General features: G+C 66.5%; 26 protein-coding genes. 13 read left to right on the top strand and 13 right to left on the bottom strand.

What is annotated here, in order from left to right; translation table 11 throughout:
- The first annotated feature begins 147 nt into the window (after positions 1-147).
- From NCT32_RS26630 to NCT32_RS26615, 4 genes are all read left to right on the top strand, one after another.
- Positions 148-1,167, top strand: coding sequence for a porin (locus NCT32_RS26630; protein WP_061116482.1), 1,020 nt, complete (start codon positions 148-150; stop codon positions 1,165-1,167).
- A 252-nt stretch (positions 1,168-1,419) separates the two neighbouring features.
- Entirely contained in the window at positions 1,420-2,715 is a 1,296-nt protein-coding gene (locus NCT32_RS26625; RefSeq protein ID WP_061116481.1) for a sugar efflux transporter, read from the top strand.
- Between the two features lie 59 nt (positions 2,716-2,774).
- Positions 2,775-3,701: a LysR substrate-binding domain-containing protein gene (locus NCT32_RS26620; RefSeq protein WP_061116480.1), complete on the top strand. Its 927-nt coding sequence runs from the start codon at positions 2,775-2,777 to the stop codon at positions 3,699-3,701.
- Between the two features lie 85 nt (positions 3,702-3,786).
- Positions 3,787-5,046, top strand: a complete 1,260-nt coding sequence (locus NCT32_RS26615; RefSeq protein ID WP_250490632.1) for an MFS transporter — start codon at positions 3,787-3,789, stop codon at positions 5,044-5,046.
- Between the two features lie 94 nt (positions 5,047-5,140).
- Here the strand turns inward: NCT32_RS26615 and NCT32_RS26610 are convergent, their stop codons facing one another.
- The 7 genes from NCT32_RS26610 to NCT32_RS26580 form a co-directional block, all read right to left on the bottom strand.
- Entirely contained in the window at positions 5,141-6,373 is a 1,233-nt protein-coding gene (locus NCT32_RS26610; protein ID WP_061116478.1) for an MFS transporter, read from the bottom strand.
- Positions 6,370-7,572: a YbfB/YjiJ family MFS transporter gene (locus NCT32_RS26605; protein WP_061116477.1), complete on the bottom strand. Its 1,203-nt coding sequence runs from the start codon at positions 7,570-7,572 to the stop codon at positions 6,370-6,372. The genes NCT32_RS26610 and NCT32_RS26605 overlap by 4 nt, the downstream gene beginning before the upstream one ends.
- Before the next feature lie 109 nt (positions 7,573-7,681).
- A complete protein-coding gene (locus NCT32_RS26600; RefSeq protein WP_061116476.1) occupies positions 7,682-8,605 on the bottom strand; it encodes a LysR family transcriptional regulator in 924 nt (307 codons plus the stop codon).
- Positions 8,606-8,683: 78 nt separating this feature from the next.
- On the bottom strand, positions 8,684-9,100 hold the full coding sequence (locus NCT32_RS26595; RefSeq protein WP_061116475.1) for an organic hydroperoxide resistance protein: 417 nt from the start codon (positions 9,098-9,100) through the stop codon (positions 8,684-8,686).
- A gap of 36 nt (positions 9,101-9,136) precedes the next feature.
- Positions 9,137-9,409, bottom strand: coding sequence for a hypothetical protein (locus NCT32_RS26590; protein WP_061116474.1), 273 nt, complete (start codon positions 9,407-9,409; stop codon positions 9,137-9,139).
- A 56-nt stretch (positions 9,410-9,465) separates the two neighbouring features.
- Positions 9,466-9,684, bottom strand: a complete 219-nt coding sequence (locus tag NCT32_RS26585; RefSeq protein ID WP_061116473.1) for a DUF4148 domain-containing protein — start codon at positions 9,682-9,684, stop codon at positions 9,466-9,468.
- Positions 9,685-9,889: 205 nt separating this feature from the next.
- Positions 9,890-10,429 carry a thioredoxin family protein gene (locus NCT32_RS26580; protein ID WP_061116472.1) on the bottom strand — a complete coding sequence of 180 codons (540 nt, stop codon included), beginning with the start codon at positions 10,427-10,429 and terminating at the stop codon, positions 9,890-9,892.
- A 239-nt stretch (positions 10,430-10,668) separates the two neighbouring features.
- Here NCT32_RS26580 and NCT32_RS26575 point away from each other — a divergent pair, with 239 nt between their 5' ends.
- The 3 genes from NCT32_RS26575 to NCT32_RS26565 are packed head-to-tail and all read left to right on the top strand — an operon-like array spanning position 10,669 to position 12,867.
- Positions 10,669-10,812, top strand: coding sequence for a hypothetical protein (locus tag NCT32_RS26575; RefSeq protein ID WP_250477655.1), 144 nt, complete (start codon positions 10,669-10,671; stop codon positions 10,810-10,812).
- A complete protein-coding gene (locus NCT32_RS26570; protein WP_061116471.1) occupies positions 10,799-11,542 on the top strand; it encodes a response regulator in 744 nt (247 codons plus the stop codon). Before NCT32_RS26575 ends, NCT32_RS26570 begins: the two co-directional genes overlap by 14 nt.
- A complete protein-coding gene (locus NCT32_RS26565; RefSeq protein ID WP_061116470.1) occupies positions 11,539-12,867 on the top strand; it encodes a HAMP domain-containing sensor histidine kinase in 1,329 nt (442 codons plus the stop codon). Before NCT32_RS26570 ends, NCT32_RS26565 begins: the two co-directional genes overlap by 4 nt.
- 56 nt (positions 12,868-12,923) lie before the next feature.
- Here the strand turns inward: NCT32_RS26565 and NCT32_RS26560 are convergent, their stop codons facing one another.
- The 6 genes from NCT32_RS26560 to NCT32_RS26535 form a co-directional block, all read right to left on the bottom strand.
- Positions 12,924-13,691, bottom strand: a complete 768-nt coding sequence (locus tag NCT32_RS26560; protein WP_061116469.1) for a glycosyltransferase family 2 protein — start codon at positions 13,689-13,691, stop codon at positions 12,924-12,926.
- Positions 13,692-13,752: 61 nt separating this feature from the next.
- Positions 13,753-14,562: a 1-acyl-sn-glycerol-3-phosphate acyltransferase gene (locus NCT32_RS26555; protein ID WP_061116468.1), complete on the bottom strand. Its 810-nt coding sequence runs from the start codon at positions 14,560-14,562 to the stop codon at positions 13,753-13,755.
- Positions 14,555-15,415, bottom strand: coding sequence for a MipA/OmpV family protein (locus NCT32_RS26550; RefSeq protein ID WP_061116552.1), 861 nt, complete (start codon positions 15,413-15,415; stop codon positions 14,555-14,557). The genes NCT32_RS26555 and NCT32_RS26550 overlap by 8 nt, the downstream gene beginning before the upstream one ends.
- A 5-nt stretch (positions 15,416-15,420) precedes the next feature.
- A complete protein-coding gene (locus NCT32_RS26545) occupies positions 15,421-16,749 on the bottom strand; it encodes an NAD(P)/FAD-dependent oxidoreductase (protein WP_061116467.1) in 1,329 nt (442 codons plus the stop codon).
- Between the two features lie 20 nt (positions 16,750-16,769).
- Positions 16,770-17,486 carry a 3-oxoacyl-ACP reductase FabG gene (gene fabG, locus NCT32_RS26540; RefSeq protein WP_061116551.1) on the bottom strand — a complete coding sequence of 239 codons (717 nt, stop codon included), beginning with the start codon at positions 17,484-17,486 and terminating at the stop codon, positions 16,770-16,772.
- Positions 17,487-17,640: 154 nt separating this feature from the next.
- Positions 17,641-17,901, bottom strand: coding sequence for a phosphopantetheine-binding protein (locus tag NCT32_RS26535; RefSeq protein ID WP_061116466.1), 261 nt, complete (start codon positions 17,899-17,901; stop codon positions 17,641-17,643).
- Positions 17,902-18,367: 466 nt separating this feature from the next.
- Between NCT32_RS26535 and NCT32_RS26530 the strand changes: the two genes are divergently transcribed.
- The 6 genes from NCT32_RS26530 to NCT32_RS26505 all read left to right on the top strand — a co-directional run bounded on the left by NCT32_RS26530 (position 18,368) and on the right by NCT32_RS26505 (position 25,479).
- The gene (locus NCT32_RS26530; protein WP_061116550.1) at positions 18,368-19,021 is read left to right on the top strand and encodes a hypothetical protein; all 654 of its coding nucleotides are present in this window, start codon (positions 18,368-18,370) and stop codon (positions 19,019-19,021) included.
- Positions 19,022-19,041: 20 nt separating this feature from the next.
- Entirely contained in the window at positions 19,042-20,724 is a 1,683-nt protein-coding gene (locus tag NCT32_RS26525) for an AMP-binding protein (RefSeq protein ID WP_061116549.1), read from the top strand.
- 68 nt (positions 20,725-20,792) lie between these two features.
- Entirely contained in the window at positions 20,793-21,701 is a 909-nt protein-coding gene (locus NCT32_RS26520) for an acyl-CoA synthetase (protein ID WP_061116548.1), read from the top strand.
- 4 nt (positions 21,702-21,705) lie between these two features.
- Positions 21,706-22,290, top strand: a complete 585-nt coding sequence (locus NCT32_RS26515) for an outer membrane lipoprotein carrier protein LolA (RefSeq protein ID WP_061116465.1) — start codon at positions 21,706-21,708, stop codon at positions 22,288-22,290.
- Between the two features lie 7 nt (positions 22,291-22,297).
- Entirely contained in the window at positions 22,298-24,670 is a 2,373-nt protein-coding gene (locus tag NCT32_RS26510; protein WP_061116464.1) for an MMPL family transporter, read from the top strand.
- Positions 24,667-25,479, top strand: coding sequence for a polysaccharide deacetylase family protein (locus NCT32_RS26505; RefSeq protein ID WP_061116463.1), 813 nt, complete (start codon positions 24,667-24,669; stop codon positions 25,477-25,479). Before NCT32_RS26510 ends, NCT32_RS26505 begins: the two co-directional genes overlap by 4 nt.
- Positions 25,480-25,509 lie beyond the last annotated feature (30 nt).

Raw genomic sequence — 25,509 nt, 5'->3', positions numbered from 1 at the left:
TCTGACGAAGAACGGCGGCGGCGCCCGACGCGCGTGCCGCCGTGCGCTCCCCACAATTGAGCAGTATCGGCGGCTCCCGCCGAAGGTTCCATGAGTTCGATCATTCCTTCGAGTCGCCTCGTTGCGAGGCGCTCTCGTTCGCACGCCATGACGCGGCGTGCAGTTTCAGTCGGCATTGCCGTTTTATCCGGCGTGTGCGTATCAGCGGGTCACGCGCAAAGCTCGGTCACGTTATATGGCGTCATCGATACGAGCATCGAGGTGACGAATCCCGGCTCATCGTGGACGCCGCGGATGGATTCGGGCGCGTATCGCGGCTCGCGCTTTGGCGTGCGTGGCTCCGAAGCACTAGGTTCGGGCACGCGTCTGCTGTTTGACCTCGAAGGTGGCTTCAACTCCGCCGACGGCAGCATGTCCACCCCCGGCACGCTCTTCAATCGCCAGGCGTGGATGGGTGTCGGCGCGCCGTGGGGCGAAGTGCGCGTGGGCCGCCAGTATTCGCCGATTTACATTCCGTTCAAGGGACAACTCGATGGCTTCGGCGCGGGAACCATCGCATCGGGCCTCAACAATCTGTCGAAAATAACGCCCTACACCAACAACGGCATTACGTATCTGTCGCCGGATATGCACGGCTTGACGGCGACGGTGATGATCGCGTTGCGCGACAGTGGCAGCGGTAACGGCCTGTCCGGCGACTTCGAAACCTTCGCGTACCGTCAAGGCCCGTTGCGCATCTCCTACGCGCATCAGCAGACGCACGGCGGCACGGCGACGTTGCGCTCCAACCTCGGCGGCGTGTCGTACCGGCTCGGTCACGTGACGGCGTTCGTGTCCTTCTTCAACGACGATGGCGGTTCGCCCCGATATCACAACGACGGCTTGTCCACATCCGTGCGCTATGCGTTTAGCCCGCGTTTGCGCGCTTCCGCAGGGTACGCGTTCGCGCGCGACCGTTCGGGCGGCGGCAACGACGCGGACCAGTTCAGCCTCGCGTGCGAATACGACGTGTCGCCGAAGCTGCTGCTGTACGCGAGCGGCGCGATGCTACGCAACCGCGGCAATGCAACCTTCACGCTGAGAGGCGTCAACGTCACCGGCCTCACGCCTGCCTATCCTGGCGCGCCCGTTCGTGGCGTGCAGATCGGCATGATCGACCGCTTCTAGGCAAGCGCAGCCGTCAGTTGCTGGCCGTGCCGCAAAGAGCCTTACCTCATAATCTACGCTCGGGCACTACAGCTCGCGCCGAAGCGCAATACCGACCGGGCCATCACGATCGACCGTTTGCCACACAAATCATCGGATCGCAATGGCAAACTGCCGCAAAACCGCGGGCGTCGCTACCGCGCGGAACGCCGCTTGCGCCCGCAGCACGACCCGCACTTTCGCGCCCGAGGCCTACAAGCCGACCCACGTCCGATGAACACACGCCTCTTCAGCCTCACACGCATCCCGTTCTTCCTCCCACTCGCCGGCGCAACGCTGATGCTCGGCGTCGCGATGTCGTTCACCGCGCCGTATCTGTCGCTGTTCAGCGTCGAGCAGGCGGACATGAGTCCTCTGCGGCTCGGCGTATTCATGACGCTCATCGCCGCGAGCGGCGTCGTCGCCAGCGCTTTCGCCGGAAAATGGTCCGACAGGCACGGCCACCATCGCGGATTGCTGCTGGCGGCGCTCATCGCATCGTCGCTCGGCTTTTTGCTGCTGTGTCTCGTGCGCAATTACGCCGCGCTGGTCGCGATCGGCGTCGTGTTTCTCGGCGCGGGCGGCTCGGCCATGTCGCTCGTGTTCTCCTTTGCGCGGGCCGCACTGCCCGTCGATGACGCCGCCGAGCGATCCTTCGCGCTCGCCACGCTGAGGACCGTCCTCTCGATGGCCTGGGTATTCGGCCCCTCCGTCGGCGCGCTCGTGCTGGCCGCGGCCGGTTTCTACGGACTGTTTCTGTTTGCGGCAGCCTGCTTCATCGCGTGCGGCGCAATCGTCTGGCGCATGCACGATTCGCCCAAGGGCGACGCGCACAGCGCGCCCGCGCACTATGCAGGCGATCCGTCATCGCTGCTCGAAGTGACCGCGCCCGACACCGATGAATTCGTGCCGCCGCACGCCGGTGTGTCGCACTCGCGCGCGGAAATCTGGCGCGCCACGATCGCGATGACGCTCGTCGGACTCGCCGCGAGCGCGACCATGATCGTCTTGCCGCTTTACGTCGTGCACGGCATGCACGGCACGCGCATCGACGTGTCGGTGATGCTCGGGCTCGGCGCATTCCTCGAAATTCCGACGATGCTCGCGCTCGGCGCACGCGGCTCGCGACTCGACAAGCAGCGATGGCTCGCGTCGTCCGCGGCGGTGCACATGATCTATTTCGTTGCGGTCGCGGCATCGCAAAGCGTTCAGTTCCTGATTCCGATGCAGGCCTTCAATGCGTTCGTCGTGTCGGTGATTTCATGTCTCGGCATGACCTACATGCAGGACCTCATGCCGCGAACCCCGGGTGCGGCGACGGCACTGTTTTTCAACGCATCGCGCGTCGGCTCGATTCTTTCCGGCGTGTTGTCGGGCGCGCTCGTGGCGGCGCTCGGTTATCGCGGCACGTTTCTCGTCTGCGGTGGCATCGCGCTCGTCGCGGCGGTGCTGTTCGCCAACCCGCCGTTCAGGCTCATCGCGCGGCGCCTGGTTGCCTGGTGGCAGGCGCGGCGTCAGCCGGCTCGCTGACATCGCCTGCATCGGCAATGGCAATATAGACGCACACGTCGTCCATCCAACACGCCAACATGCCCCAGCGCCTCCCGCCGCTCAATGCACTGCGTCTTTTCGAAGCCGCCGCACGCCATCGCAGTTTCAAGGTCGCCGCCGCCGAACTCAACGTGACGCCGGGGGCGGTGAGTCACGGCATCGGCGCTTTAGAAGACATGCTCGGCGTCGAGCTTTTCGTGCGCGAGCCGCGCGGGCTGTCGCTGAGCGCGGCGGGCGAGCATTATCTGCCTTACGTCGCCGAAGCGTTCTCGCTCATCGCCATCGGCACGCAAACGCTGCCCGACAAGCGCAAGCGCCGCTCCATCGCCGTCACGTGCGCGCCCACGCTCGCCGCGCGCTGGCTCGTCCCGCGCCTCGCGGATTTCCGCGCGCACTGGCCCAACGTCGACGTGACCGTCGACACCTCGCGCCGTCAGGCGGGCTTTCCCGTCGATGGCTTCGATTTCGGCCTGCGCCTCTCCCGCGGTCCGGTCGACGGCGCGTCGTGGCAACGTCTGTTCGGCGAGCGGCTCGTGCCCGTGTGCAGTCCGGCCTATCGCGCAACGCTGACGGGCGCGGACGGCATGCCCGATCTCGCGCGCGCCGCGCTCATCCACGTCGATACGGCGAGTCAGGACTGGCAGGCATGGATCGACGCGGCGGGCATCGACGGCCTCGATCTCCACGGCGGACTGCGCTTCGATACCGTCCAGCTCGCGTTCGATGCCGCCGCGGCCGGGCTCGGCGTCGTCATCGGCAGACGTCCGCTCGTTGATCGCGAACTGGCGGCGGGCACGCTCGTCGAGGCGTCCGCGACGAGCGTCGAAACGCAGACCGCCTACTGGCTCTGCGAGTCGCCGCAAGCGAGCGCCCGCGCGGACCTCGTCGCGTTTCGCAACTGGCTGATCGCGCAGGCGGCGGAGTTCATCGAAAACAACGGCGACGAAGCGAACCGTCACGGTTGAACTGCGTTCATCCGTTCGCGAAAACTTTTCGTTTGTCAGCACGGACGTTCGCCTGCGAGGATGCGCGCAAGGAGGAAAACGCGCCATGTCATCCCTGTCGAGCACTACGAACACCAACCGCGCAACGACGTGGGCGCTCATCGGCGCTGCCGCGCTGGTCCTGAGCGCCGCGATGGGCGTGCGTCAGACTTTCGGGCTATTCATCGGGCCGTTTTCTTTCGATCGCGGGCTGCCCGTCACGCTGGTCGCCTTCGCCATTGCGCTGCACAATCTCGTCTGGGGCTTCGCGCAGCCGTTCGCCGGCGCCGCGGCCGACCGATACGGTGCCGCGCCCGTGGTCGCGACGGGCGCGGCCACGTTTGCCGCGGGACTCGCGCTCGCGGCCGGCGCGACTTCCGGATGGATGCTCGTGCTCGGGCTTGGACTGCTCGTCGGCATCGGCATCAGTTGCACGAGCTTCGGCGTCGTGCTCGCGACGGTCGGACGCGTCGCGTCGCCACACACGCGCAGTGTCGCGATGGGTCTCGCCAGCGCGGGCGGCTCGCTCGGGCAAGTGCTGATGGTGCCGTTCGCGCAGACAGTGCGCGTGCATGCGGGCGTGCCGGCGTCGCTCTATGCCCTCGCCTTCGTGCTGCTGCTCGCCGCGCCTCTCGGCATCGTGCTCGATCGCGCGAGCCGTCGGAGCAAGGCATCGGTGTACGCATCGGCATCGAACGAAACACACGCGATGCCGCTGCGCGAGACGCTCGCGTATGCGTCGCGTCATCGCGGCTACCGGCTGCTCACGCTCGGCTTCTTCACATGCGGTTTTCAGCTCGCGTTCATCGCCACGCATCTGCCGGGCTATCTGATGCTCTGCCACATGCCGGTCGGGCTCGGCGCGACGGCGCTCGCGCTGATCGGCTTCTTCAACATGATCGGCAGTTGGGGATGCGGGTGGCTCGGCGGACGCTGGCGTCAGCATCACGTGCTCGCGTGGCTCTATCTGATTCGCGGCGGCACGATCGCCCTCTTCGTCCTGCTGCCGACGACGAGCGTGTCCGTCGTCGTCTTCGCCGCCGTCATGGGGCTGACGTGGCTCGGCACGGTGCCGCTCACGAATGGGCTCATCGCGAAAGTATTCGGCACGCGGCATCTGGGCACGCTGTTCGGCGTCGTGTTTCTCAGCCACCAGCTCGGCTCTTTTCTCGGCGCGTGGCTCGGCGGCTATGTGTTCGACACGACCGGTTCGTATTCGCTGATCTGGGGTGCGACCGCCGTTGCGGGTCTCGTCGCGGCGCTGCTGCACTTTCCTATCGATGATCGGCCTGTCGACGAAGCATCGATCGCGGGCGTGCGGGCTTGATTGGAGCGTGTCAGAAAATGTCGCCAACCCGCTTCGCATACCCCGACAAAAGAGCCCAACATGCTCCGAATGAAACCTGACCACGCGCGATACCTCAGCGCCGCCGCGCCCAGTACGCCAGCCCCGCACATGCAATCAGCAAGCTGCCAGTGGCGAAGAACACTGAGTGCAGCCCGAACCACACGCCGATCTGCCCGCCGATCAGCGGCCCCACCACCTGCCCGCTGAACTGCGCCGACTGCAGATAACCGAGCATCTGCCCGCTGCTGTTTTCACTGACGGCGCTGCGCGCGAGCTTCGCGATGGAAGGCAACAGGCCGGCAAGCGTCATGCCCATCAGCATGCGCAGTCCGGCGAGCTGCCACCACTGATGCACGAACGCCTGCGGAATCATCGCGATGCCGGTCAGCACGAGGCATCCGACGATCACATTCCAGCTTCCGATGCGATCCGCCAGCGCGCCGAGCCGCGCCGCCGTCAACATGCTGCCGAGCGCCGAGCAGGCCATGACGATGCCCGCGATGCGCGCCACGTGATCCGCACTCACGCCGAGACTGCCGATATAAACGGTGATGACCGGTTCGATCGACATGTTCGCGACCAGCACCATCATCGCGGTCGCGAGCAGCGCGGCGACCACGACATGGTTCGTGCGTGGCGCATGCGTCGAAGCCGCGTGCGACGCGCGCTTCTTCGCATCGTCGGGATGAAAGTCCTCTCTCACGAGAAAGATCGTGGCGAGCGCAGCCACCGTAATCATTCCCGCGCCCGCAAAAAACGTCCCGCGAATGCCGATCAATCCCGGCAGCATTCCGCCGATGAGCGGCCCGGCGAGATTGCCCGCGAGCGCGCCCGTCGACAATATGCCGAGCGCCCAGCCGGCCCGCTCGCGCGGCGCCTGCGTGCCGATCATCACGGTCGAGGCCGAGGCATAACCGCCGATCAACCCCGCGAGCAGACGCAACACGACCAGTTGATGCACCGAATGCGCCACGCCGATCAACGACATCACGACGGCCATGCCCACTGCCGCGCGCACGAGCATCGGCTTGCGGCCGTAGCGATCGGCGAGGCGTCCCCAAAGCGGCGCGGTGACGGCGGTGCCGAGAAACGTCGCGCTGAACGCGACGCCCGACCATTCGATCACCGCCGCCTGCGATTCCACGCCGAGCTGCCGGACATACAGCGGCAAGAACGGCAGCAGCATGCTGAGGCTCACGAGCGTCGTGAACGAACCGAACACGCAGACGGCGAGATTGCGCCGCCAGTACTGTTCGTTGCGTTCGGCGTAACCGGGCGGCACCGATGCGGAAATAACCTGGCTCATTTCGACCTCAACGCGGCAATGAGATCGATGGCGAGCGCAATCGCAAGCGCCCCCGCCCCGATCCCGAACAACAACCGATAATTGCCGCCGCTATTCGAAAACAGAAACGAGAGACCGTAAGCCGCGAGCGCCTGCAACACGGCGAATCCCGTGGTCGCGGTGCGCCACGCGCCCTTTTGCGCCGCCGGATGATGCCCGAGCAGTTCGTTCACGCGGCCGAGCACGAGCGGCACGATGCCCGGCGTGAACGCACCGACCAGCACGCTCGACACCATCAGCACACCCGAACTCGACGAAACCGCGGGCAGCGCGACGGCCACGAGCTGAAGCAGATACGCCACGCGCAATGCAGGCCCGAAGCCGGCGCGGTCGGCGAGATGGCCCGCGAGGAGCGGTCCGGCCATCGCGCCGAGCCCATACAGCACCCAGAACTCCGCGCCCGCGTCGACACCTTTGCCGAGACCACGCGCGACGAAATCGACGAGAAAAATCATATGCGGCACGAGACCGACCGCATTGAGCGCGTACTCGACGAACAGCGCGCGCAACGCGGGCGGCGACGGCGCCTTCGCATGGCGGTGTTCGTTCGCGTGCGCGGAGGCAGGCGCATCCTGCGACGGCCATCCGTTCCACGCGACGATCGTCAGCAGCGACGCCACCACCGCGAGCCCGAGCCAGGTCTGCGTGAGCCCTTGCCGAAGCAGCAGCGGCACGATCGTCCCCGACGCCGCGATGCCGAGCCCGATGCCGGTGAAGATCGCACCGCTCGCGAACCCGCGGCGCGACGGCGCGACATGCGCAATGATCGTCGGCGCGGCGAGCACCATCAACGCGCCGCCGGAAATGCCCGACAAGAACCGCCACGTGAAGAACCAGAGAAACGAAACAGGAAACGCGCACGCGATGAAGGCGACGGTCGCGAGCACCATCATCGCGCGCAGGACGGTCGCGGCGCGCGCGTGCCGCGCGAGCCAGCCCGCCGCGAGCGCGCCCGCGAGATAGCCGCCGAGATTGGCTGCGCCGAGATACGCCGCCGTCGACGCCGGAAACCAGTGCGCGCCGATGATCGCCGGCAGAAGCGGCGTGTAGGCAAAACGCGCAAGCCCGATGCCGATCAGACTTGCGCTGGCGCCGGCGAGCATGCCGCGCCAAAGATGGAACGGCTCGGGTTCCGGTCGATTCAAGACTGCGTATCGCATAGCCCCTCCACTACGGCTTCGAGCGCGGCCTACGCGCGCTTCGATGAAGGCCAGTCTATATTCGATCGAATGTGGAGAGAATCGACGCCCGCAGGAAGACAATCTTCCGTTATGCGGTTGAATCGATCTGCAATTGCTTGAAGTGACGCCGCAACCGCGGCGTCGCGAAATCGACGAACGCGCGCACCTTCGGCACCGACAGCCGTCCGTGCGGCGTCAGAAGATGCACCGGCAACGGCGCATGTTCGCTATCCGGCAGCACGATGCGCAGCGTTTCGTCCCTCACTTCTTTCGCGACGTGATAGGAAAAAAGCCGCGTGAGGCCGTGTCCTTCGACGGCCGAGGCCACCGCCGCGCGCACCGTGTTCACGATGAAACGCGGCGTGAACTGCACGACTTGCGGGATCGTCGAGCCGCCCGAAGTCGGAAAGCTCCACGAATCTAGGCCGAAGTGCGTCATCGAGATGATCCGATGTTGCGCGAGATCGGCAGGCTGTGCGATGCGCGGATGCTTCGCGAGATAGCGCGGCGACGCGGCCACGACGCGCCGCACCTCCCCCACGGGAATCGCGATCAGTGTCGAGTCCGACAGATGCGCGATGCGCAGCGCCACATCGATGCCTTCGTCGATCAGGCTCACGGGCCGGTCGAGCATTTGCAGGCGCACGGACACGGCGGGAAAGCGCGCGATGAAATCGTCGAGCATCGGGCGCAGCAGGTCTTCGCCGGCGGCGACGGGCGCGGTGATCGTCAGAAGCCCGCGCGGCGCGGAACGTTCGTGCGCGATCAGCAAATCGGCTTCTTCGAGATCGACGAGGATGCGGCGGCACGCGGCGGCATAACGTTCGCCGGCTTCGGATAGCTTGATCGTGCGCGTCGTGCGATGCAGCAAGGCCGTGCCGGTGTGTTCTTCGAGAAAGGCGATCGCGCGGCTCACGGCGGCGGGCGAGCGGCCGAGCCGCCGCCCCGCGCCCGCCAGACTGCCCTCGTCCAGCGTGGCGATGAAGACTTTCATCGCGTCGATTCGGTCCATGTCGGCTCGTTGCTTCGATTGATCGATGAAGCGCCAAGTCTACCGGACCGAATCGCCGATGCGCGCCGATGAAATGCGTCAGACCACCGTGATCGTCACGTCGATGTTGCTCTTCAGCGCCTTCGAATAAGGGCAGGTCTGATGGGCCAGGTTCGCGATTTCCTCGGCCACCGCGCGCTCGATGCCCGGCAGGCTCACGTTCAGGCGCGCGCGCAGCAGATACGCTTCGCCCGCCAGGCCGAGGTCCACTTCCGCATCGACTGCGGTGTCGGCGGGCAGCCGAGTCTTCAGCTTCGCGGCGGCCTTGCCCATCGCGCCGATGAAACACGCGGACCAGCCCGCCGCGAGCATCTGCTCGGGATTGGTGCCCGCGCCCGCCGATCCGGGCGGCGAGAGTTTCACGTCGAGACGGCCATCGGTGCTCTTCGCATGGCCTTCGCGGCCTCCGACGACGCGGGTTTTGCCGGTGTACAGGACGGTGTCGATCTGGGTCATGATGCGTTCCTCGTGTGTGTTCGAAAGGTCAATGGATCAGTGATGCGCAAAGAGCCTGGCCGCGTCGTTCGTCGACGTGCCGCGCAAGCCCGATTGCGAGACCGTGTCGGTCATGCCGCCATACGACTGCATGGGCATCGCGGCGCTTTCACTGGCGATGGTCTGCGCGCTCACGCCGCGCTGCGAGGCGGGCGCGCCGGCGAGCGGGTCGTAGTGCGGCGCGGGACCGTAGCCGCTGCTGGCGAACGCGGAACCGGCGGCGATGGCGCTGACGGCGATGACTGCGGCGGTGACGAATTGCTTGATCATGATTGGGCCTCTATGAGTAATGTCCGTCGATATTCGGTAATAAGTTGACAAGCCGATCAGCTGCCCTGATACAGACTGCGCAGCGCGGCGATCTGGCCATCGCGCTGTGCCTGAACCAGTTCGCGCTTCACTTCGGCGCGGGTCTTGCCGGCGTTGTTCTGGCTCGCCACGGCCTGTTGGGTCTGCACGTTCACCGGGGTGTTCGGCACGGCGGCATGAGCGACACCGGCGACAGCGCTGGCGACGAGAGCGAAAGCAACGATGGTGGATTTCATGGTGTTTCTCCTTGAGCGGATCGATCGGTCAGTTAGATGAGTCACGGCACTCGGGCTTCGCGGTGTGCGTCTTGCGTTTCACTCGTGAGCCGTCGTTGTGTGTATTTGAAGCCCCGCAGGTATCTGGCTTGTGTCCGGGATGCGGGCCTTGTGCAATGTTTTGTATCGCGTGCATTCCAGATACATTGCGATACGGAACCCGGCTTCAGCGCTCGGCCAAAAGCTTCCGGATCGCCGCTTCGGTCTGCGCGTAATCGCCCTCGCCGACGTGCGTGTAGGCCACTTGCCCGTGCTTGTCGATCAGATAGAACGCCGGCCAGTACTGGTTGCCGTACGCGGCCCACGTCGCATAGCGGTTGTCCTGCGCGACGGGATACGTGATGCCGAAGCGCTCGATCGCGCGCTTCACGTTGTTCGTGTCCTGCTCGAACGGAAACTCGGGCGTATGCACGCCGATGACGACAAGCCCCTTGTCCGCATACTGCTGATGCCACGACTTCACAGCCGGCAGCGTGTTGACGCAGTTGCCGCACGCGAAGGTCCAGAAATCGACGAGCACGACCTTGCCGCGCAACTGCGCGAGCGTGAGCGGCTCGCTGTTGAGCCAGTTGTCGATGCCGGCGAATTCCGGCGCGGCGGTGAAATGAGTGCCGGCGCTTGCGGGCGTTGCGGCGTGCACGGGCGTGATGGCCGCGCAGGCTGCCAGGCCGGCGCACGCGGCAGCGTTCTTGATGACGGCGAGCATGACGAAGTCCTTTGAATGCGGTGGAGATCGGAGCGGCGCGTCATGAACCGGTCGCCCCGGCAGGCCGACGTTCGCATCGGCATGACCGCATTGGACTGCGCGCGCGTATCGCGCTTGTGTCGGACAAGGGCGCGCAGCGCAATGTTATGTGTCGCGCGACATGCGAGATACACTGCGATACAAAACTTCCGCTGAACCGCGCTATAACGCAGTCATCGCATCATCAGCGGGAGCTTCGAATGAAACGCATGCTGGCGGTGCTCGCCTTTCTCGCAGGCGGCATCGCGACGGAAATGGCCCATCCGGTTCAGTGTCTGCTGGTTAGCCCGAGCCGGGTGCAACTCAAGCGTCAACGACAACGATCCATCGATGGAAACCACTGATCACGTATTGATCGTCGACGACGATCGCGGCATTCGCGAACTGCTCGCCACCTACCTCGAAAAGAACGGCATGCGCGTGTCGCTTGCGGCGAACGGACGCCAGATGCGCGCGGTGCTGGAGCAGCAAGGCGCGCCGGATCTGATCGTGCTCGATCTGATGCTGCCCGGCGAAGACGGTCTCGTGCTGTGCCGCGAGCTGCGCGCGGGCAAGTACCGCGACGTGCCGGTGCTGATGCTCACCGCGCGCAACGAGGAAGCCGATCGCATTCTCGGTCTCGAAATGGGCGCCGACGATTACCTGCCGAAACCGTTCGCCGTGCGCGAGCTGCTCGCGCGCATCCGCTCGGTGCTGCGCCGCACGCGCATGCTGCCGCCGGGAATGGAAGTGAGCGAATCGTCGCAAATGCTGGCGTTCGGCGACTGGCGCCTCGACACGACCGCGCGTCACCTGCTCGATGCCGAAGGCACGATGGTCTCGCTGTCCGGCGCTGAATACCGGCTGCTGCGCGTGTTTCTCGACAATGCGCAGCGCGTGCTCACGCGCGACCAGCTCCTGAACCTGACGCAAGGACGTCAGGCCGATGCCTTCGATCGCTCCATCGATCTGCTCGTGTCGCGTCTGCGCCAGCGCCTGCGCGACACCGCCCGCGAGCCGCGCTACATCAAGACGCTGCGCAGCGAAGGCTATGTGTTCTCGGCGGAAGTCAAACCGGTCGAGTCTTCGCAATGAGCACGGTTTCACCCGCTTCCCTGCTGCACTGGCCGCGCACGCTGTTCGCGCGGCTCGCGCTGATTCTCGTCGTCGGGCTGGCGCTCGCGCAGACGTTCTCGTTCCTTCTGACGATGCGCGAACGCGACGATTCGATGACCCACATGATGATGGGCTACGTCGAGCGCGAAGTGGCGAGCTCGGTCGCGCTGCTCGATCATCTGCCGCCGGACGAGCGCAAAGAATGGCTGCCGCGGCTCGCGCGCCGCAGCTATCAATTCATCCTCGGGCCGGGCGTGGCCGGTGCGCCGCCGGATGCCGCGTTGTCGGAGCGCTTCGCGCGTTCCATCGGCGAAGGCATCGGCAAGCGCTATCCGCTGACGGTCAATGCCGTGCCCGGCGACAAAGAGCGCTTTCAGGTGCATCTGCGGCTGTCGGACGGCTCGCCGCTCACCATCGACATGCGTCCGATGGTCGGCATGCCCTTATCCGGCTGGTTGCCGCTGGTACTGGTCCTGCAACTGATCGTGCTCGGCGCGTGCTGCTGGCTCGCGGTGCGCCTCGCGACGGGCCCGCTCAAGCGCCTCGCCAATGCCGCCGATACACTCGGCCCCGATCTCAAGGCCGAACGCCTGCCCGAATCCGGGCCGGAGGAAGTCGCGCGCGCCGCGAAGGCATTCAACGCTATGCAGGACCGCGTTTCGACATACATGACCCAGCGCATGCAGATTCTCGCGGCGATCACGCACGATCTGCAGACGCCGATCACGCGCATGCGCCTGCGCGTCGACGTGATGGACGACGAGTCGACCGGCGCGAAGCTCCAGCAGGACCTGAAGGAGATGGAATTGCTCGTGAAGGAAGGCGTGACCTACGCGCGCACGTTGCACGGCACGAACGAAGCGCCGCGCCGCATCGATCCGGATGCGCTTTTCGAAAGCATCGTCGACGACTACCTCGATGCCGGGCAGTCGGTGACGTTGCGCGGCAGCATCGGCGGCGCGCTGATGGCGCCTCCGCAGGCGTTGAAACGTGTCGTGGGCAATCTCGTCGATAACGCGATCAAGTATTCCGGCGCGGCGGAGATCGAAGTCTGCACGCGCAACGATGGGCGCGCCGTCATTGCCGTGCTCGATCGGGGCCCGGGCATTCCCGACGAATCGCTGGAGGCGGTGTTCGAGCCGTTCGTCCGGCTGGAAGGCTCGCGCAACCGGCAAACCGGGGGCACGGGGCTCGGGCTCGCCATCGCGCGGCAACTCACGCTCGCGATGGACGCCTCGCTGACGCTGCATCATCGCGAAGGCGGCGGCCTGGAAGCGCGTCTCGTGTTGAAGAAGGCGGCGTAACTCGCGCGAGACCGTATCGCGTTCGCGATGAGCGCGACGTCACCGATCCGCGCCGATCATCGCCCCGACAGGCGTCTCGCGATGAGCAGCGGCAAGCGCAGCACGAAGCCGAAAAAAAGCCGCGCATGCATCCACGTGAGCAGCAGGTTGTCGCGGCCATAGTGGAAATGCGAGACGCCGCCCTCTGCCGGCGTGAAGTAGCGCACGGGCGCGTCGAGGTTGATCGGGCGCACGCCGCGCCAGCACAGACGCACCACCGCCTCGGGATCGAAGTCGAAGCGGCGCATCCACGTTTCCTTTCGCATCAGCGCGGCGAGCGGCTCGATCGGGTAGACGCGAAAGCCGTACAGCGAATCGCCAATGCCCATCCAGAGCGTCTCCAGATTCGCCCAGCCGTTCGAGATGCGCCGGCCCTGCACGCGCAATTGCGGCGCGCTGGCGTCGAATCTCGGGCGGCCGAGGATCATCGCGTCCGGCGCGCGCATCGACGTTTCCATGAACGTGCTAATCAGCGCGGCGGGATGCTGGCCGTCGGAGTCCATCGTCAAAGCGTGAGTGAAGCCGAGTCTCGCGGCTTCGTCGAGGCCCGCGAGAATCGCCGCGCCCTTGCCGCGGTTCTCCGGCAGCACGATCACGCGCAGGCCCGGATCGGAGTGCGCCATCGCGGTGAGGCGTTCGGCGCTGCCGTCCGTGCTGCCGTCGACGACGACCCAAACGGGATTCCACTGCGCCCGCGCGCCGCGCACGGTTTCGTCGACTTTCTCGCCGGGGTTGTAGCTCGGAATGAGGACGAGATGCGTGGACGATGCGCGTGTCGAAGGCATTGAGCAAAGCGGGGAGCAAAAGAGATACGACGAATTCTAACGTCTGCCGGCGCGGCGGCTTTCAGTCGCGCGAACGATGCGGGTCGAGTTCGCCCGCATAGAAACGCTGCAATTCGGCGATGAACGCCTGCAGCGCGGCATGATCGCGGCCCGGCGGCGCGAAGCGGCGGCCGAGCGTCACGCGGTACGTGATGGGCAGTGCGGGCTTTCTGAAGATCTGCCAGCCCTTGCCGAGAAACCCCGAATCCGTCTCGATGATGAGCGTCTGCACCGGCACCTGCGCGCGCCCCGCGATCAGCGCGATGCCGCCCTTCAGCGGATTCACGGACGCGTGCTCCGTGCGCGTGCCTTCGGGAAACAGCAGCAGCGGAGCGCCGCGCTGCAATTCGGCGACGGCGGCGCGAATCAGTCCGACCGGCGTATCGTTGACGATATAGCCCGCGAGCAGCGCGCCCGGCCCGAGAAACACGTTGCTGGCGACATCGCCCTTCATCACGCAACACGTATCGGGCACGCGCGACGCGATCAGGAGCGCGTCGAGCAGGCACGGGTGATTCGGCGCGAGGATCATCGCGGACTCATTTGCAAGCGAGTCGAGCCCGGAGAGATCGAAGCGGCATGCGCCGAGCGTGCGCAGGAGCACGAAGTAACCGTGCCACACGCGCTGCACGACGGTGCGCCCGACGCGCCGCCCGGCATCGGCGGAAAGCACGCGCCGCAGGATCGACGCGAACGGAAACCACGCGAGGCACACGAGCGCGAGCACGACGAGCGCGAAATAGAACGCCACGCATTGCCACGCGGCTTCGAGCGTCCGGCGAGGCGACGCCCTCTCGCCCGCGCCGCCGATTTTCCGATGGGCGTCACTCATCGCTCGCCACCATTTTCGACGACTGCCCGAACACCCACGCCACCGCCACGCCGCCCGAGAGCGCGCTCTTTTGCCCGACGAGCGGGCTATCGCCGAAGCTCGCGCCGGCGAGGTTCGCGTAGCGCATGAACGCGCCGACCCAGTAACGGCTGAAGCGCCGCGACATCGACACGAGCGCCTGCGTGCCCGCGTAGCCACCGTGCGCCTGAAACGCGGGACGGCCGGGCGTCGCGTATTGCGGGGCGACCGTGTAGAAGTGGTCGCTGTATTTGCCGTCGGCGAACATCGGCCCGGCAAGCATGCCGACGCGCAGCCCCGACACGCCCGCGACATCGATCAGATCGAGATTCAGGTTCGGCTCGAACTGCCAGCCGACCGTCTTCGGCGACGATTCCAGCGTGATGCCCATGCGCACCGGCAAGCGCAGATCGAGCAGCGTGTCGCGCGATGGCGAGCGCCACAGGTGCACTTCCATCGACGGGCCGATTTCGATCGTCGGCTTGAGATCGGGCATCCCGGCGCGCGCGTTGTCGTCGCGGCTGGAAACGGGCAGCGAGCCGAGCAGGCTGATATTGAAGTTGATGCGGTCGGTGTCGAGCAACTGGCCGCGCACGCCGTCGCGATCGGCGCGGAAGAACTTGCCGCGATAGATCACGTAGGGGAACGGAAAGACCCACGCGCGCGTCTGGTCCGAGCCCGGATAGTGGGGAAACGCCGCGACGCCCATGCCGAGGCCGAGCTCCCACAACGGCTTGCTCGGCGGCGGCGCTTCACCGGCGCACGCTGCCGTGCTCGCGACGAGCAACAGCAGGGGCAGCAGGCGCGCAAGAAGCGACGAGCGAAATCCCGGCATCGTGATCAATTGGCCGAAAGCTCCGCGCGTTTCGCGTCGCTCAGATTGCGGCGGCGCTGGCGATAAGCGCGCAGCGAATTGCGCCAGTCGAGCGCGGCCGAGACGTAATAGATGCCCTTGAAGGCGCGCAGCGAATGCCAGATCGGCGTCGTGCCGAAAATATCGCCCGCGAGCAGCGACAACAGCGCTTCCTTCATGCGCAGCGGGTTTCTCGGGCCCATGAAGAGATTGCGCATCGTGGGCGAGGTCATGCGGTAGATGAACCACGAAAACTCGCGCGGGCCGTGGCGCACGTCGCGGTCGAACTTCGCGAGCGCGGCTCGCGCGCTGGCGGGATTTTTCAGCGCCGTGTCGATCGCTTCGGCGCCCGCGAACGCGCTCTGCATCGCGAGCATCACGCCGGACGAGAACACCGGGTCGATGAACGCGAATGCGTCGCCAAGCAGCAGGAAATTGCGTCCGTGCGTCATGTCGCCGGTGTACGAGTAGTTGCCCGTCGCGTGGACTTCGCTGATCAGCTCGGCGTCTTCGAGCCGCTCGGCGAGCGGCGCGCACAGCGCGATGGTGTCGCGGAAGAACGTTTCGACCGACGTGCCCTTCGGACGCCGCTTCAGATACGCCGGCCACACGACCGCGCCGATGCTCGTCGCGCCGTCCGCGAGCGGGATGAACCAGAACCAGCCGTGCTCGAACCAGAACACGGTGATGTTGCCTTCATTCTGACCGACGTTCCGGCGGGCATTCCTGAAATGGCCGTACAGCGCCGACGAATTGTGGCGCTCGTTGCGGCGCTTCGTCTTGAAATGATTGGCGAGCAGCGTATCGCGCCCCGACGCATCGACGACGAAACGCGCGCGCACTTCCTCGATGCGGCCATCGTCGTGCTCGGCGCCGATCGTCGCGCTGGAACCATCCGGCGCGAACACGACGTCGCGCGCGCGGCAGCCTTCGCTCACATGCGCGCCGTGCTTCGCCGCGTTGCGCAGCAGGATCTCGTCGAGCTCGGAGCGGCGCACCTGATACGCGCTCGGCATCGACTTGTCCCAGGCATCGGCGAAGAGAAAGCGTTGCATGCGGTCGCCGTGTTGCGGCGATACGAACTCGGCTGCGAGCTTGACCATGCCGATCGCGCGCACTTCATCGGCGACGCCGAGCCGTTCGAAAAGCCGCAGATTCGCCGGCAGAAGCGATTCGCCGATATGAAAGCGCGGATGCCGCGCCTTCTCGAGCACCCGCACGCGATAGCCGCGGTCCGCAAGCAAGGTCGCCGCCGTCGAACCGGCGGGTCCGCCGCCGATCACCGCCACATCCCAGGTTTGAATCGCTTCGCTCATTGCGCTCCTTTCGATCCGATTCACGCGATTCCGCCGTTGATCGACAAAACCTGTCCCGTGACATAAGCCGCCGCGTCCGACACCAGATATGCGACCATGCCCGCGACCTCCTCCGCCGTGCCCGGGCGCTGCGCCGGCACCAGTTGCCTGATGCGCTCGGGCGGAAACGCGTTGCCGAGCATCGGCGAATCGACGACGCCGGGCGCCACCGCGTTCACCGTGATGCCGCGCGATGCAAGCTCCTGCGCGAGCGCGCGCGTCGCGCCGATCAACCCTGCTTTGGCCGCCGCGTAATTCACCTGCCCGCGATTGCCCATCAACCCCGAGAGCGACGACATATTGACGATGCGTCCCCAGCGCGTGCGGATCATCGGCATCAGAAGCGGCTGCGTGACGTTGAAAAAACCGTCGAGCGTGACGTCGAGCACGCGTTTCCATTGCTGGCGGGACATGCCGGGCATCGGCGCGTCGTCGTGGATGCCCGCGTTGTTCACCAGAATCTGCACCGGGCCGTCGGCGAGGATGCGCGCAATCGCGGTATCGGTGGTGTCGGGATCGGTCACGTCGAAGGCGATTGCATGCGCCGTGCCGCCCGCCGCGCGAATGGCTTGCGCGCAGCTTTCAGCGCGCTCGATGCCGCCGTTCGCGTGGATCCAGACTTCGTGCCCGGCCGCGCCCAGCGTCCGGCAGATGGCTTGTCCGATCGCGCCGCTGCCGCCTGTCACGAGCGCGCGCATGGCGTGGCTCCCGTCATCGATTGCATTGCACGTTTCCGTTTCGATGTTGCGCGGCCGCACCGGCGAGCGCACGAGCGTGCGCGTCGTTCAGTTCCGATGCGGCGGATTTCACTTGCATGACAGCGGCGGGCAGCGCATGAAGCCGCGGCCCGCCTTATCGTGTGCGATGCGCGGCGACGTGCGCCGCAAGCGCGCCGAGGCTCGCGAAGATCGTCTCGTTGTCCGGATCATCCGAGCGCAGCTCGAAGCCGTATTTCTTCGAGATCAGGAGCGCAATCTCCAGGATGTCGATGGAATCGAGCCCGAAGCCTTCTTCATACAGCCGTGTATCGGCCGAAACCGCCTTGGGATCGACATCCTCGAGATTCAGTTCGGCGACGATCAGCTCGGCCAGCTCTCTTTCCAGTTCATTCATCGTATGTGCGGACCCGCGCAAAAACGCGCGTCAGGGGCGGCTCGAAAGACGTACGCCCCGGGTTCTCCGCACGCCGCCGGCCGCCTGTTATCGAGATAATTGCGGTGGCGAAATTCTAGTCGAAGCCCTCCGGGGCGCCTAGTAGGAAAGGTAACCGGCCGAAAGGCGTGCAGCAGCACGATATTTCCGAGGAAAATCAGCCGTTTCGCCGCCGGGCGGGCCCCTGCGCCGGTAGGGTAAAATTCGCCGGTCTGACGAATGTAAGAGCATCGAACAAACGGTTACAGACCGGTCGCGCACCCGCGCGGGAAAATGATCGTCAGGCAGGCGACTGCCGAGTTTTTGTTCATTAACCGAGCGTTCTGGCAAGAGCGCCGCAGCCGCAATCCATGTTGCATACCTTTTTCCTTCGATCCGCGTCTTTCAACCGGCCTTCATGTGCGTCGCGCGACGCGGGAGCGCGCCGATGAGCGCGGTCGGCTTCGTTCGCGCGGCGGGCGTCGCGGGCGCGATCGCCGCTTATCAACTTGCCGCGCACCATGCCGCTTCCGCGCCGGGCGCACACGGGCTGGGTCTCGCGCTCGTCCTGGCGCCAATCCTGCTCATCGCGCTGAACGCCGCGTTGCGCTCGCCGGCGCGTCCGTGGCTGGTGCCGCTCTGGGCGCTCGCATGTACCGGGTTGTGGCTGGCGCGCGCGCCGCTCACCGCGCATTTCGGCTGGGGCTTGTGGGCCGAGCACGCGAGCTTCAATGTCGCGCTCGCGTGGATGTTCGGCCGCACGCTCGTTCACGGCCGCGAGCCGCTTTGCACGCAATTCGCAACCATGGTCCACGGCAAGCTCGAACCCCGTGTCGCGCGCTATACGCGGCGCGTCACGGCGGCGTGGACGGTCTTCTTCGTCGCGACCGCGGTCGTGTCGACGGTGCTGTTCGCGTGCGCATCGATCGTCACGTGGTCCACGTTCGCCAACTATCTCGCGCTGCCGCTCGTCGGGCTGATGTTCGTCGCCGAATATGCGTGCCGCCGCATCGCGCTGCCGGACATGGAGCCGTCGAGCATCATGGACGCCATTCGCGCCTACACCCGTTCGATGCAGATGCGTCGCAGCGGGGCGCAGTAATGTCGTCGAACTCATCGCACATGCAGACCTTTCCGCTCGTTTTCCATTCGTCGCCGGATCAGACGATCGCCTGGCGCGACGGTGCGCCCGTCACCGTGCGCGCGTTTCTCGCCGACGTGCGCGCACTCGCCGATGCACTGCCCGAAGGTCAACACGTGTTCAACGTCTGCACGGATCGCTATCGCTTCACGGTGAGCCTGTGCGCGACGCTCGTCGCGGGCAAGACGAGCCTGCTGCCTTCGACGCATACGCCCGACATGGTCCGCGCGCTCGCCTCGTTCGCGCCGGACGCGTTTTGCCTGCACGACAACGACGATTGCGCAATCGATCTGCCACGCTTTCGATATCCGCAAACCGCCCCGTCCGACGACGCGGCGCGCGAGACGGCTGTCCCGCACATCGACGGCGCGCGCGTCGTGGCTTACGTGTTCACGTCGGGTTCGACCGGCGTGCCGGTGCCGCATCGCAAGACGTGGGGCTTTCTCGTGAAGAACGTGCGCGCGGCGGCGGCGCGTCTCGGCCTGCTCGGCGAAGCGCGCGCGACGCTCATCGGCACCGTGCCGCCGCAGCACATGTACGGTTTCGAATCGACGGTGCTGCTCGCGCTGCTCGGCGGCCTCGCGTTCAGCAACCGCCAGCCGTTCTATCCCGTCGATATCCGCGCCGAACTTGCGGCGGTGCCCGAACCGCGCGTGCTCGTCAGCTCGCCGATTCATCTGCGTGCGCTGTTCGCGAACGAGGAAGCGTTGCCGCGCGCGTCGCTCGTGCTGTCGGCGACCGCGCCGCTTTCCGAGAAGCTCGCGCGCGACGCCGAAGTGCGCCTCGGCGCGCCGCTCATGGAAATCTACGGCAGCACCGAAACCGGCCAGATCGCGACGCGCCGCACCGCGCGCACCGCCGCGTGGGAACTGTTTCCGGACATCGCCTTGACGCCGCGCGCCGACGATGCCGGCGAGCAGACCGTCTGGGCCTCGGGCGGCCACGTCGAAGTGCCCGTGCCGATGGGCGACGCGCTCGAACTCATCGACCGCACGCATTTTCTGCTGCACGGCCGCAAGGCGGATCTGATCAACATCGCGGGCAAGCGCACGTCGCTCGCGTATCTGAATCATCAGCTGAACGCGGTGCCCGGCGTGATCGACGGCGTGTTCTACATGCCCGACGAAAGCCCCGCCGACAGCGAAGCCGTGCGCCGTCTGACGGCGCTCGTCGTGGCCCCGGAACTCGCGTCGGCGGATCTTCAGCGCGCATTGCGCGAGCGTATCGACGCCGCGTTCATGCCGCGCCCGCTGCTGTTCGTCGATTCGCTGCCGCGCAACGCAACCGGCAAGCTGCCGCGCGAAGTGCTGACGCAACTGATCGAACGGGAACGCAACCGCAAGGCGGCGCTGACCTTTACCGTGCCGCCGGGACACCCCGCGCTCACCGGGCATTTTCCCGGACGCCCGATCGTGCCCGGCGTCGTGCTGCTCGATCACGCGCTCGACGCGATCGGCTGCGCGCTCGGAAAGAGCTTCGGCGCATGCAGGATCGAATCTGCGAAATTCCTGAGCCCGGCCGAACCGGGCGAAGTGCTCGACGTTGCGTACGAAACGTCCGCGAGCGGCGCGATCCGCTTCACGGTTCGCGCCGGCGCTCGCACGGTGGCGAGCGGCGCCGTCGGCATGATCGACAACGACCGCCGGGACACGCAAGCATCGTGAACAAGCCGCGCAACCGCGACGACTGGGCTGACCGCCAGGAACGCAGCAACCTCGCGCTGCTGCGTTTCATGACGTGGGTGTCGCTGCGCTTCGGGCGGCGCATCGGGCGCGTGTTGCTGCGGATCGTCACCGCGTATTTCGTGGTGTTCGCGCCGCGCGCGCGGCGTGCATCGCGCGCTTATCTGAATCGCGCGCTCGGCCGGCACGCGGGCTGGCGCGATGGTTATCGGCACGTATTCTCGTTCGCGTCGACGATCCACGACCGCATCTATCTGCTCAACGAACGCTTCGATTTGTTCGATATCCGCACGCATGGCGTCGAGGATGTCGAGGCCGCGCTCGCGGGCGGACACGGCGCGTTCCTGATGGGCGCGCATCTCGGCAGCTTCGAGGTGGTGCGCGCGATCGGGCGGGCGCAGCCGCATATCCGCATCGCAATCACGATGTACGAAGAAAACGCGCGCAAGATCAACGCGATTCTCGCCGCCGTGAATCCGGCTGCGCATCACGACGTGATCGGACTCGGCAAGGTCGATGCGATGCTCAAGGTCCGCGAGCGGCTCGATGCGGGCGCGCTCGTCGGCATTCTCGCGGACCGCACGCTGCGCCAGGCCGGCGATGCCCTGAAGGAACGCGAGTTCCTCGGCACGCCGGCCGCGTTTCCGCTCGGGCCGCTGCATATGGCGGCCGTGTTGCGGCGTCCGGTCGTCTTCATGACGGGGCTGTATCTCGGCGGCAACCGCTACGACATTCACTTCGAAACGCTCGCCGATTTTTCGAAGGTCGGGCGCGGCGAGCGCGCCGCCGCCGTCGATGCCGCACTCACGCGCTATGTGGCGCTGCTCGACAAATATTGCCGGGCGGCGCCGTACAACTGGTTCAATTATTTCGACTTCTGGCAGACGAACGCCGCGCAGGAACCGGGGCAAGCGCGCACGGCCGGTGCGCGCCTGCGGGAAGTCGCGAGGGATTCCTGAGCTTATGCGAGCTTTTTACGCGGCGCTGGCCGCCGCCGTTCTTTGCGTCACGTCGACGCTGGCAGTTGCCGCCGACGCATCCTGGACGCTCGATCGCCTGATGAACACGCTCGGCGCGAAAAAATCCGGGCGCGCGCATTTTACCGAAACGCGTTATCTGAAGATCGCGCAGGAGCCGCTCGAATCGTCGGGGGAACTGGTGTTCGTCGCGCCCGATCATCTGGAAAAACACACGGCCAGCCCGAAGCCGGAGAATCTCGTCGTCGACGGCGACATGCTCACCGTCGATCGCAACGGCCGCAAGGTGACGATTCCGCTGCGCAACTATCCGGAATTGGGCGCGTTCATCGAAAGCATTCGCGCGACGCTTGCGGGCAACCGGTTCGCGCTGGAAAACGCGTACACGGTGTCGATCGACGGCAAGGGCGACGACTGGACGATGACGCTCGTGCCGACCGATTCGCGCATGAAGCAGAAAGTCAGCTCGATCACGCTCGCGGGCACCGGCGCGGCGCTCGCGCGCGTCGAGATCAGACAGGCCGACGGCGACCGCTCGCTGATGCGCCTGCAAGACGCGTCGGCGCACTGAACCCGGCATGCGCGCGGTTTCGCGGTCCTTGCGCCAGCCTGCGATCATCGTCTGGCTGTGCTTTCTCGCGGTTTGCGCGGGCGTCATCGCGCGTACGCACTTTTCCGCCGATCTCTCCGCTTTCCTGCCGCGCGCGCCCACCGAGCAGCAACGCGTGCTCGTCGAGCAATTGCGCGACGGGCTCGTCTCGCGGCTGATTCTCGTCGGCATCGACGGCGGCGACGCGACCGGACGCGCCGATGTCTCGCGCAACGTCGCGGCGAAGCTGCGCGAGGACAAGCGCTTTTCCGCGATCAACAACGGCGAGCCGGTCGGACAGGCGCGCGACGAACGCTTCGTTTTCGAGCATCGCTATCAGTTGAGCCCCGCAGTGACGCCCGAGCGTTTCAGCGTGGCCGGCCTGAAGGACGCGCTCGCCGACAGCCTCGATCTGCTGACCTCTTCCGCCGGCATGATGACGAAGGACTTGCTGCCGCACGACCCGACCGGCGAAGTCACCGCGCTCGTCAGCCAGCTGGACAGCGGCGCGCAGCCCGCCATGCAGGACGGCGTGTGGGCATCGCGCGACGGCCGGCGCGCCGTGCTGCTCGCGCAGACCGCGAGCGCCGGCTCCGACACCGATGCGCAAGCCAGCGCGATCGCCGCGATCCGCGAAGCGTTTGCGCACGCTGCGCCGGGCGCGTCGCCGTATCGCCTGCTGATGACGGGACCGGGCGTGTTCGCCGTCGATACGCGCGACACGATCATGCGCGACGTGCGCTGGCTGTCGGCGGCGAGCATCGCGCTGATCGTCGTGCTGTTGCTGGCGGTGTATCGCTCGGTGCCCACGCTGCTGCTCGGTTTGATGCCGGTGCTCTCCGGCGTCGCGGCGGGCGTCGCCGCCGTGAGCCTCGTGTTCGGCACGGTGCATGGGCTCACGCTCGGCTTCGGCACGACGCTGATCGGCGAGGCCGTCGATTATTCGATCTACCTCTTCGTGCAGTCGGCTGGGGTAGAGCGGCGCGAATCGCTGAAAGACTGGGTCGCCAGCTTCTGGCCGACGATCCGCCTCGGCGTGCTGACGTCGATCTGCGGCTTCGCATCGATGCTCTTCTCCGGCTTCCCGGGTCTCGTGCAACTCGGGCTGTATTCCATCGTCGGTTTGTCGACGGCTGGCATCGTCACGCGTTTCGTGCTGCCGCATGCGTTGCCGCAAAACTTTGCGATTCGCGACGTCTCGCGCCTCGGCAAACGGCTCGCGCGTTTCGCCGCTCATGCGTCGCGCCTGCGCGCGGCGCTCGCCGTGTTGCTCCTCGCGGCGGTCGCCATCTTGCTCATGCACCGACACGGGCTCTGGAGCCAGGAGCTGTCCGCGCTGAGCCCCGTTCCGAAAGCGAGCCAGGACCTCGATGAACGTCTGCGCGCCGATGTCGGCGCGCCGGACGTGCGCTATCTCGTCGTGGTGTCGGCGGCGAACGAGCAGGCGGCGCTCGAGCGGGCGGAAGCGGTCGCGCATCAACTTCAGCCTCTGGTCGATGCGCACGTCATCGCCGGCTATGAAAGTCCGGCGCGCTATCTGCCGAGCGACGCCGCGCAACGCGCGCGGATCGCGAGCCTGCCTTCGGCCGCGGATCTGCGCACGCGCCTCGCAGCCGCGCTGCGCGACCAGACGATCCGCGTGAAGCCCGAGGTCTTCGAGCCGTTCATCGCCGATGTCGAAGCGGTCCGCGCGCAACCGCCCCTGCGCCGCGCCGATCTGCAAGGCACGTCGATGGCGCTCGCAGTCGATTCGCTTCTCACCGAACGCGACGGCCGCTGGACCGCGATGCTGCCCTTGCGCGCGGCCGAAGGCCCGGAATTGCAGGCGCAGACAATTCGCGCGGCGGTGGCGGCATCGCAGGTGCCGGACGCGCTTTTCGTCGATATGAAAGCCGAAGCGGACCGCCTTTATCAGAACTACGTGCGCGAGGATATTCGCCTCTCGCTCGGCGGATTCGCCGCGATCGTCGTGCTGCTCGTGCTCGCGCTGCGTTCGCCGGTGCGCGCGGCGCGCACGCTGGCGCCGCTCGTCGCGGCGGTGATCGTCGTGATCGCGGGACTCGCGCTCGCGGGAAAGTCGCTGACGATCCTGCATCTGATCGGCATGCTGCTGATCGTCGCGGTCGGCTCGAACTACGCGCTCTTCTTCAACTATCGCGCGCACGCGGGCCGCGACGCGATTTCCCCGCAGACGCTCGTGTCGCTCGTGATCGCGAATCTCGCGACCGTGCTCGGCTTCGGGCTGCTCGCGCTGTCCAGTGTGCCGATGCTCAAGACTTTCGGCCTGACGGTCGGCCCCGGCGCGATCCTCGCGCTCCTGTTCTCGGCGATCCTCGCGCCGCGTTCCGGATTCTCGCGATGAACCCGCCCGGCCAGCCGCGCCGCTGGACCCCGACGCCTTTGATCGGCGGGGCGGCCGCCGTGCACGCTGGCGCGCTCGCGGCGCTCGCCGCAGCGCCCGCGACGTGGCCGTGGGCGGCAGGCGGCGTGATCGCGTCGCACCTCGCGTTGACGGCGGCGGGACTCTGGCCGCGCAGCGCGCTGCTCGGCCACAACTGGACGACGCTGCCGGAATCGGCGGGCGCATGCATCGCGATCACTATCGACGATGGACCCGATCCCGAGGTCACGCCGCGCGTGCTCGATCTGCTCGACGCGCATCGCGCACGCGCGACGTTTTTCTGCATCGGCGAGCGCGCGCGGGAACATCCGCGCATCGTCGAGGCGATCGTCGCGCACGGACACGCGGTGGAGAATCACAGCCAGCGGCATCGGCATACCTTTTCGCTGATGGGACCGGGCGCGATGCGGCGCGAGATCGACACGGCGCAAACGACGCTCGGCGACATCGCGGGAACGCGGCCGCTCTTCTTTCGCGCGCCGGCTGGATTGCGCAATCCGTTTCTCGAACCGGTGCTGTGCGGTCTCGGGCTGCATCTCGCGAGCTGGACGCGGCGCGGCTTCGACACGCGCACGGGCGATGCGGCCCTCGTCGCGCGGCGCTTGCTCGACGGGTTCGGCGCGCGCGACATCCTGCTCGTCCACGATGGCCACGCCGCGAAAGACGCGAACGGCGCGCCCGTCGTGCTGGCCGCGCTCGACACGGTCTTGCGTGCGGCGGCGGATCGCGGACTCGCAACCGTGACCTTGCGCGAGGCGATCGTGGGCTAGACTGCACGAGCCCTTCCCTCGATCCCGCCC

This window comes from Caballeronia sp. INML2, assembly GCF_023631365.1.
GTDB classification, from domain to species: domain Bacteria; phylum Pseudomonadota; class Gammaproteobacteria; order Burkholderiales; family Burkholderiaceae; genus Caballeronia; species Caballeronia turbans.
The sequence above is the reverse complement of the archived record's forward strand: the minus strand, read 5'-3'. Positions and strand labels throughout refer to the sequence as shown.

What these genes read in the sequence shown, in the direction of transcription:
- NCT32_RS26535 (WP_061116466.1), bottom strand. Translation starts at nt 17,901, where the DNA reads ATGAATGAACTGGAAAGAGAGCTGGCCGAGCTGATCGTCGCCGAACTG.
- NCT32_RS26595 (WP_061116475.1), bottom strand. Translation starts at nt 9,100, where the DNA reads ATGACCCAGATCGACACCGTCCTGTACACCGGCAAAACCCGCGTCGTC.
- NCT32_RS26530 (WP_061116550.1), top strand. Translation starts at nt 18,368, where the DNA reads ATGAGCGCGGTCGGCTTCGTTCGCGCGGCGGGCGTCGCGGGCGCGATC.
- NCT32_RS26505 (WP_061116463.1), top strand. Translation starts at nt 24,667, where the DNA reads ATGAACCCGCCCGGCCAGCCGCGCCGCTGGACCCCGACGCCTTTGATC.
- NCT32_RS26630 (WP_061116482.1), top strand. Translation starts at nt 148, where the DNA reads ATGACGCGGCGTGCAGTTTCAGTCGGCATTGCCGTTTTATCCGGCGTG.
- NCT32_RS26545 (WP_061116467.1), bottom strand. Translation starts at nt 16,749, where the DNA reads ATGAGCGAAGCGATTCAAACCTGGGATGTGGCGGTGATCGGCGGCGGA.
- NCT32_RS26555 (WP_061116468.1), bottom strand. Translation starts at nt 14,562, where the DNA reads ATGAGTGACGCCCATCGGAAAATCGGCGGCGCGGGCGAGAGGGCGTCG.
- NCT32_RS26570 (WP_061116471.1), top strand. Translation starts at nt 10,799, where the DNA reads ATGGAAACCACTGATCACGTATTGATCGTCGACGACGATCGCGGCATT.
- NCT32_RS26575 (WP_250477655.1), top strand. Translation starts at nt 10,669, where the DNA reads ATGAAACGCATGCTGGCGGTGCTCGCCTTTCTCGCAGGCGGCATCGCG.
- NCT32_RS26520 (WP_061116548.1), top strand. Translation starts at nt 20,793, where the DNA reads ATGACGTGGGTGTCGCTGCGCTTCGGGCGGCGCATCGGGCGCGTGTTG.
- NCT32_RS26620 (WP_061116480.1), top strand. Translation starts at nt 2,775, where the DNA reads ATGCCCCAGCGCCTCCCGCCGCTCAATGCACTGCGTCTTTTCGAAGCC.
- NCT32_RS26565 (WP_061116470.1), top strand. Translation starts at nt 11,539, where the DNA reads ATGAGCACGGTTTCACCCGCTTCCCTGCTGCACTGGCCGCGCACGCTG.
- NCT32_RS26585 (WP_061116473.1), bottom strand. Translation starts at nt 9,684, where the DNA reads ATGAAATCCACCATCGTTGCTTTCGCTCTCGTCGCCAGCGCTGTCGCC.
- NCT32_RS26550 (WP_061116552.1), bottom strand. Translation starts at nt 15,415, where the DNA reads ATGCCGGGATTTCGCTCGTCGCTTCTTGCGCGCCTGCTGCCCCTGCTG.
- NCT32_RS26560 (WP_061116469.1), bottom strand. Translation starts at nt 13,691, where the DNA reads ATGCCTTCGACACGCGCATCGTCCACGCATCTCGTCCTCATTCCGAGC.
- NCT32_RS26580 (WP_061116472.1), bottom strand. Translation starts at nt 10,429, where the DNA reads ATGCTCGCCGTCATCAAGAACGCTGCCGCGTGCGCCGGCCTGGCAGCC.
- NCT32_RS26525 (WP_061116549.1), top strand. Translation starts at nt 19,042, where the DNA reads ATGCAGACCTTTCCGCTCGTTTTCCATTCGTCGCCGGATCAGACGATC.
- NCT32_RS26515 (WP_061116465.1), top strand. Translation starts at nt 21,706, where the DNA reads ATGCGAGCTTTTTACGCGGCGCTGGCCGCCGCCGTTCTTTGCGTCACG.
- NCT32_RS26600 (WP_061116476.1), bottom strand. Translation starts at nt 8,605, where the DNA reads ATGGACCGAATCGACGCGATGAAAGTCTTCATCGCCACGCTGGACGAG.
- NCT32_RS26510 (WP_061116464.1), top strand. Translation starts at nt 22,298, where the DNA reads ATGCGCGCGGTTTCGCGGTCCTTGCGCCAGCCTGCGATCATCGTCTGG.
- NCT32_RS26610 (WP_061116478.1), bottom strand. Translation starts at nt 6,373, where the DNA reads ATGAGCCAGGTTATTTCCGCATCGGTGCCGCCCGGTTACGCCGAACGC.
- NCT32_RS26605 (WP_061116477.1), bottom strand. Translation starts at nt 7,572, where the DNA reads ATGCGATACGCAGTCTTGAATCGACCGGAACCCGAGCCGTTCCATCTT.
- NCT32_RS26590 (WP_061116474.1), bottom strand. Translation starts at nt 9,409, where the DNA reads ATGATCAAGCAATTCGTCACCGCCGCAGTCATCGCCGTCAGCGCCATC.
- fabG (WP_061116551.1), bottom strand. Translation starts at nt 17,486, where the DNA reads ATGCGCGCGCTCGTGACAGGCGGCAGCGGCGCGATCGGACAAGCCATC.
- NCT32_RS26625 (WP_061116481.1), top strand. Translation starts at nt 1,420, where the DNA reads ATGAACACACGCCTCTTCAGCCTCACACGCATCCCGTTCTTCCTCCCA.
- NCT32_RS26615 (WP_250490632.1), top strand. Translation starts at nt 3,787, where the DNA reads ATGTCATCCCTGTCGAGCACTACGAACACCAACCGCGCAACGACGTGG.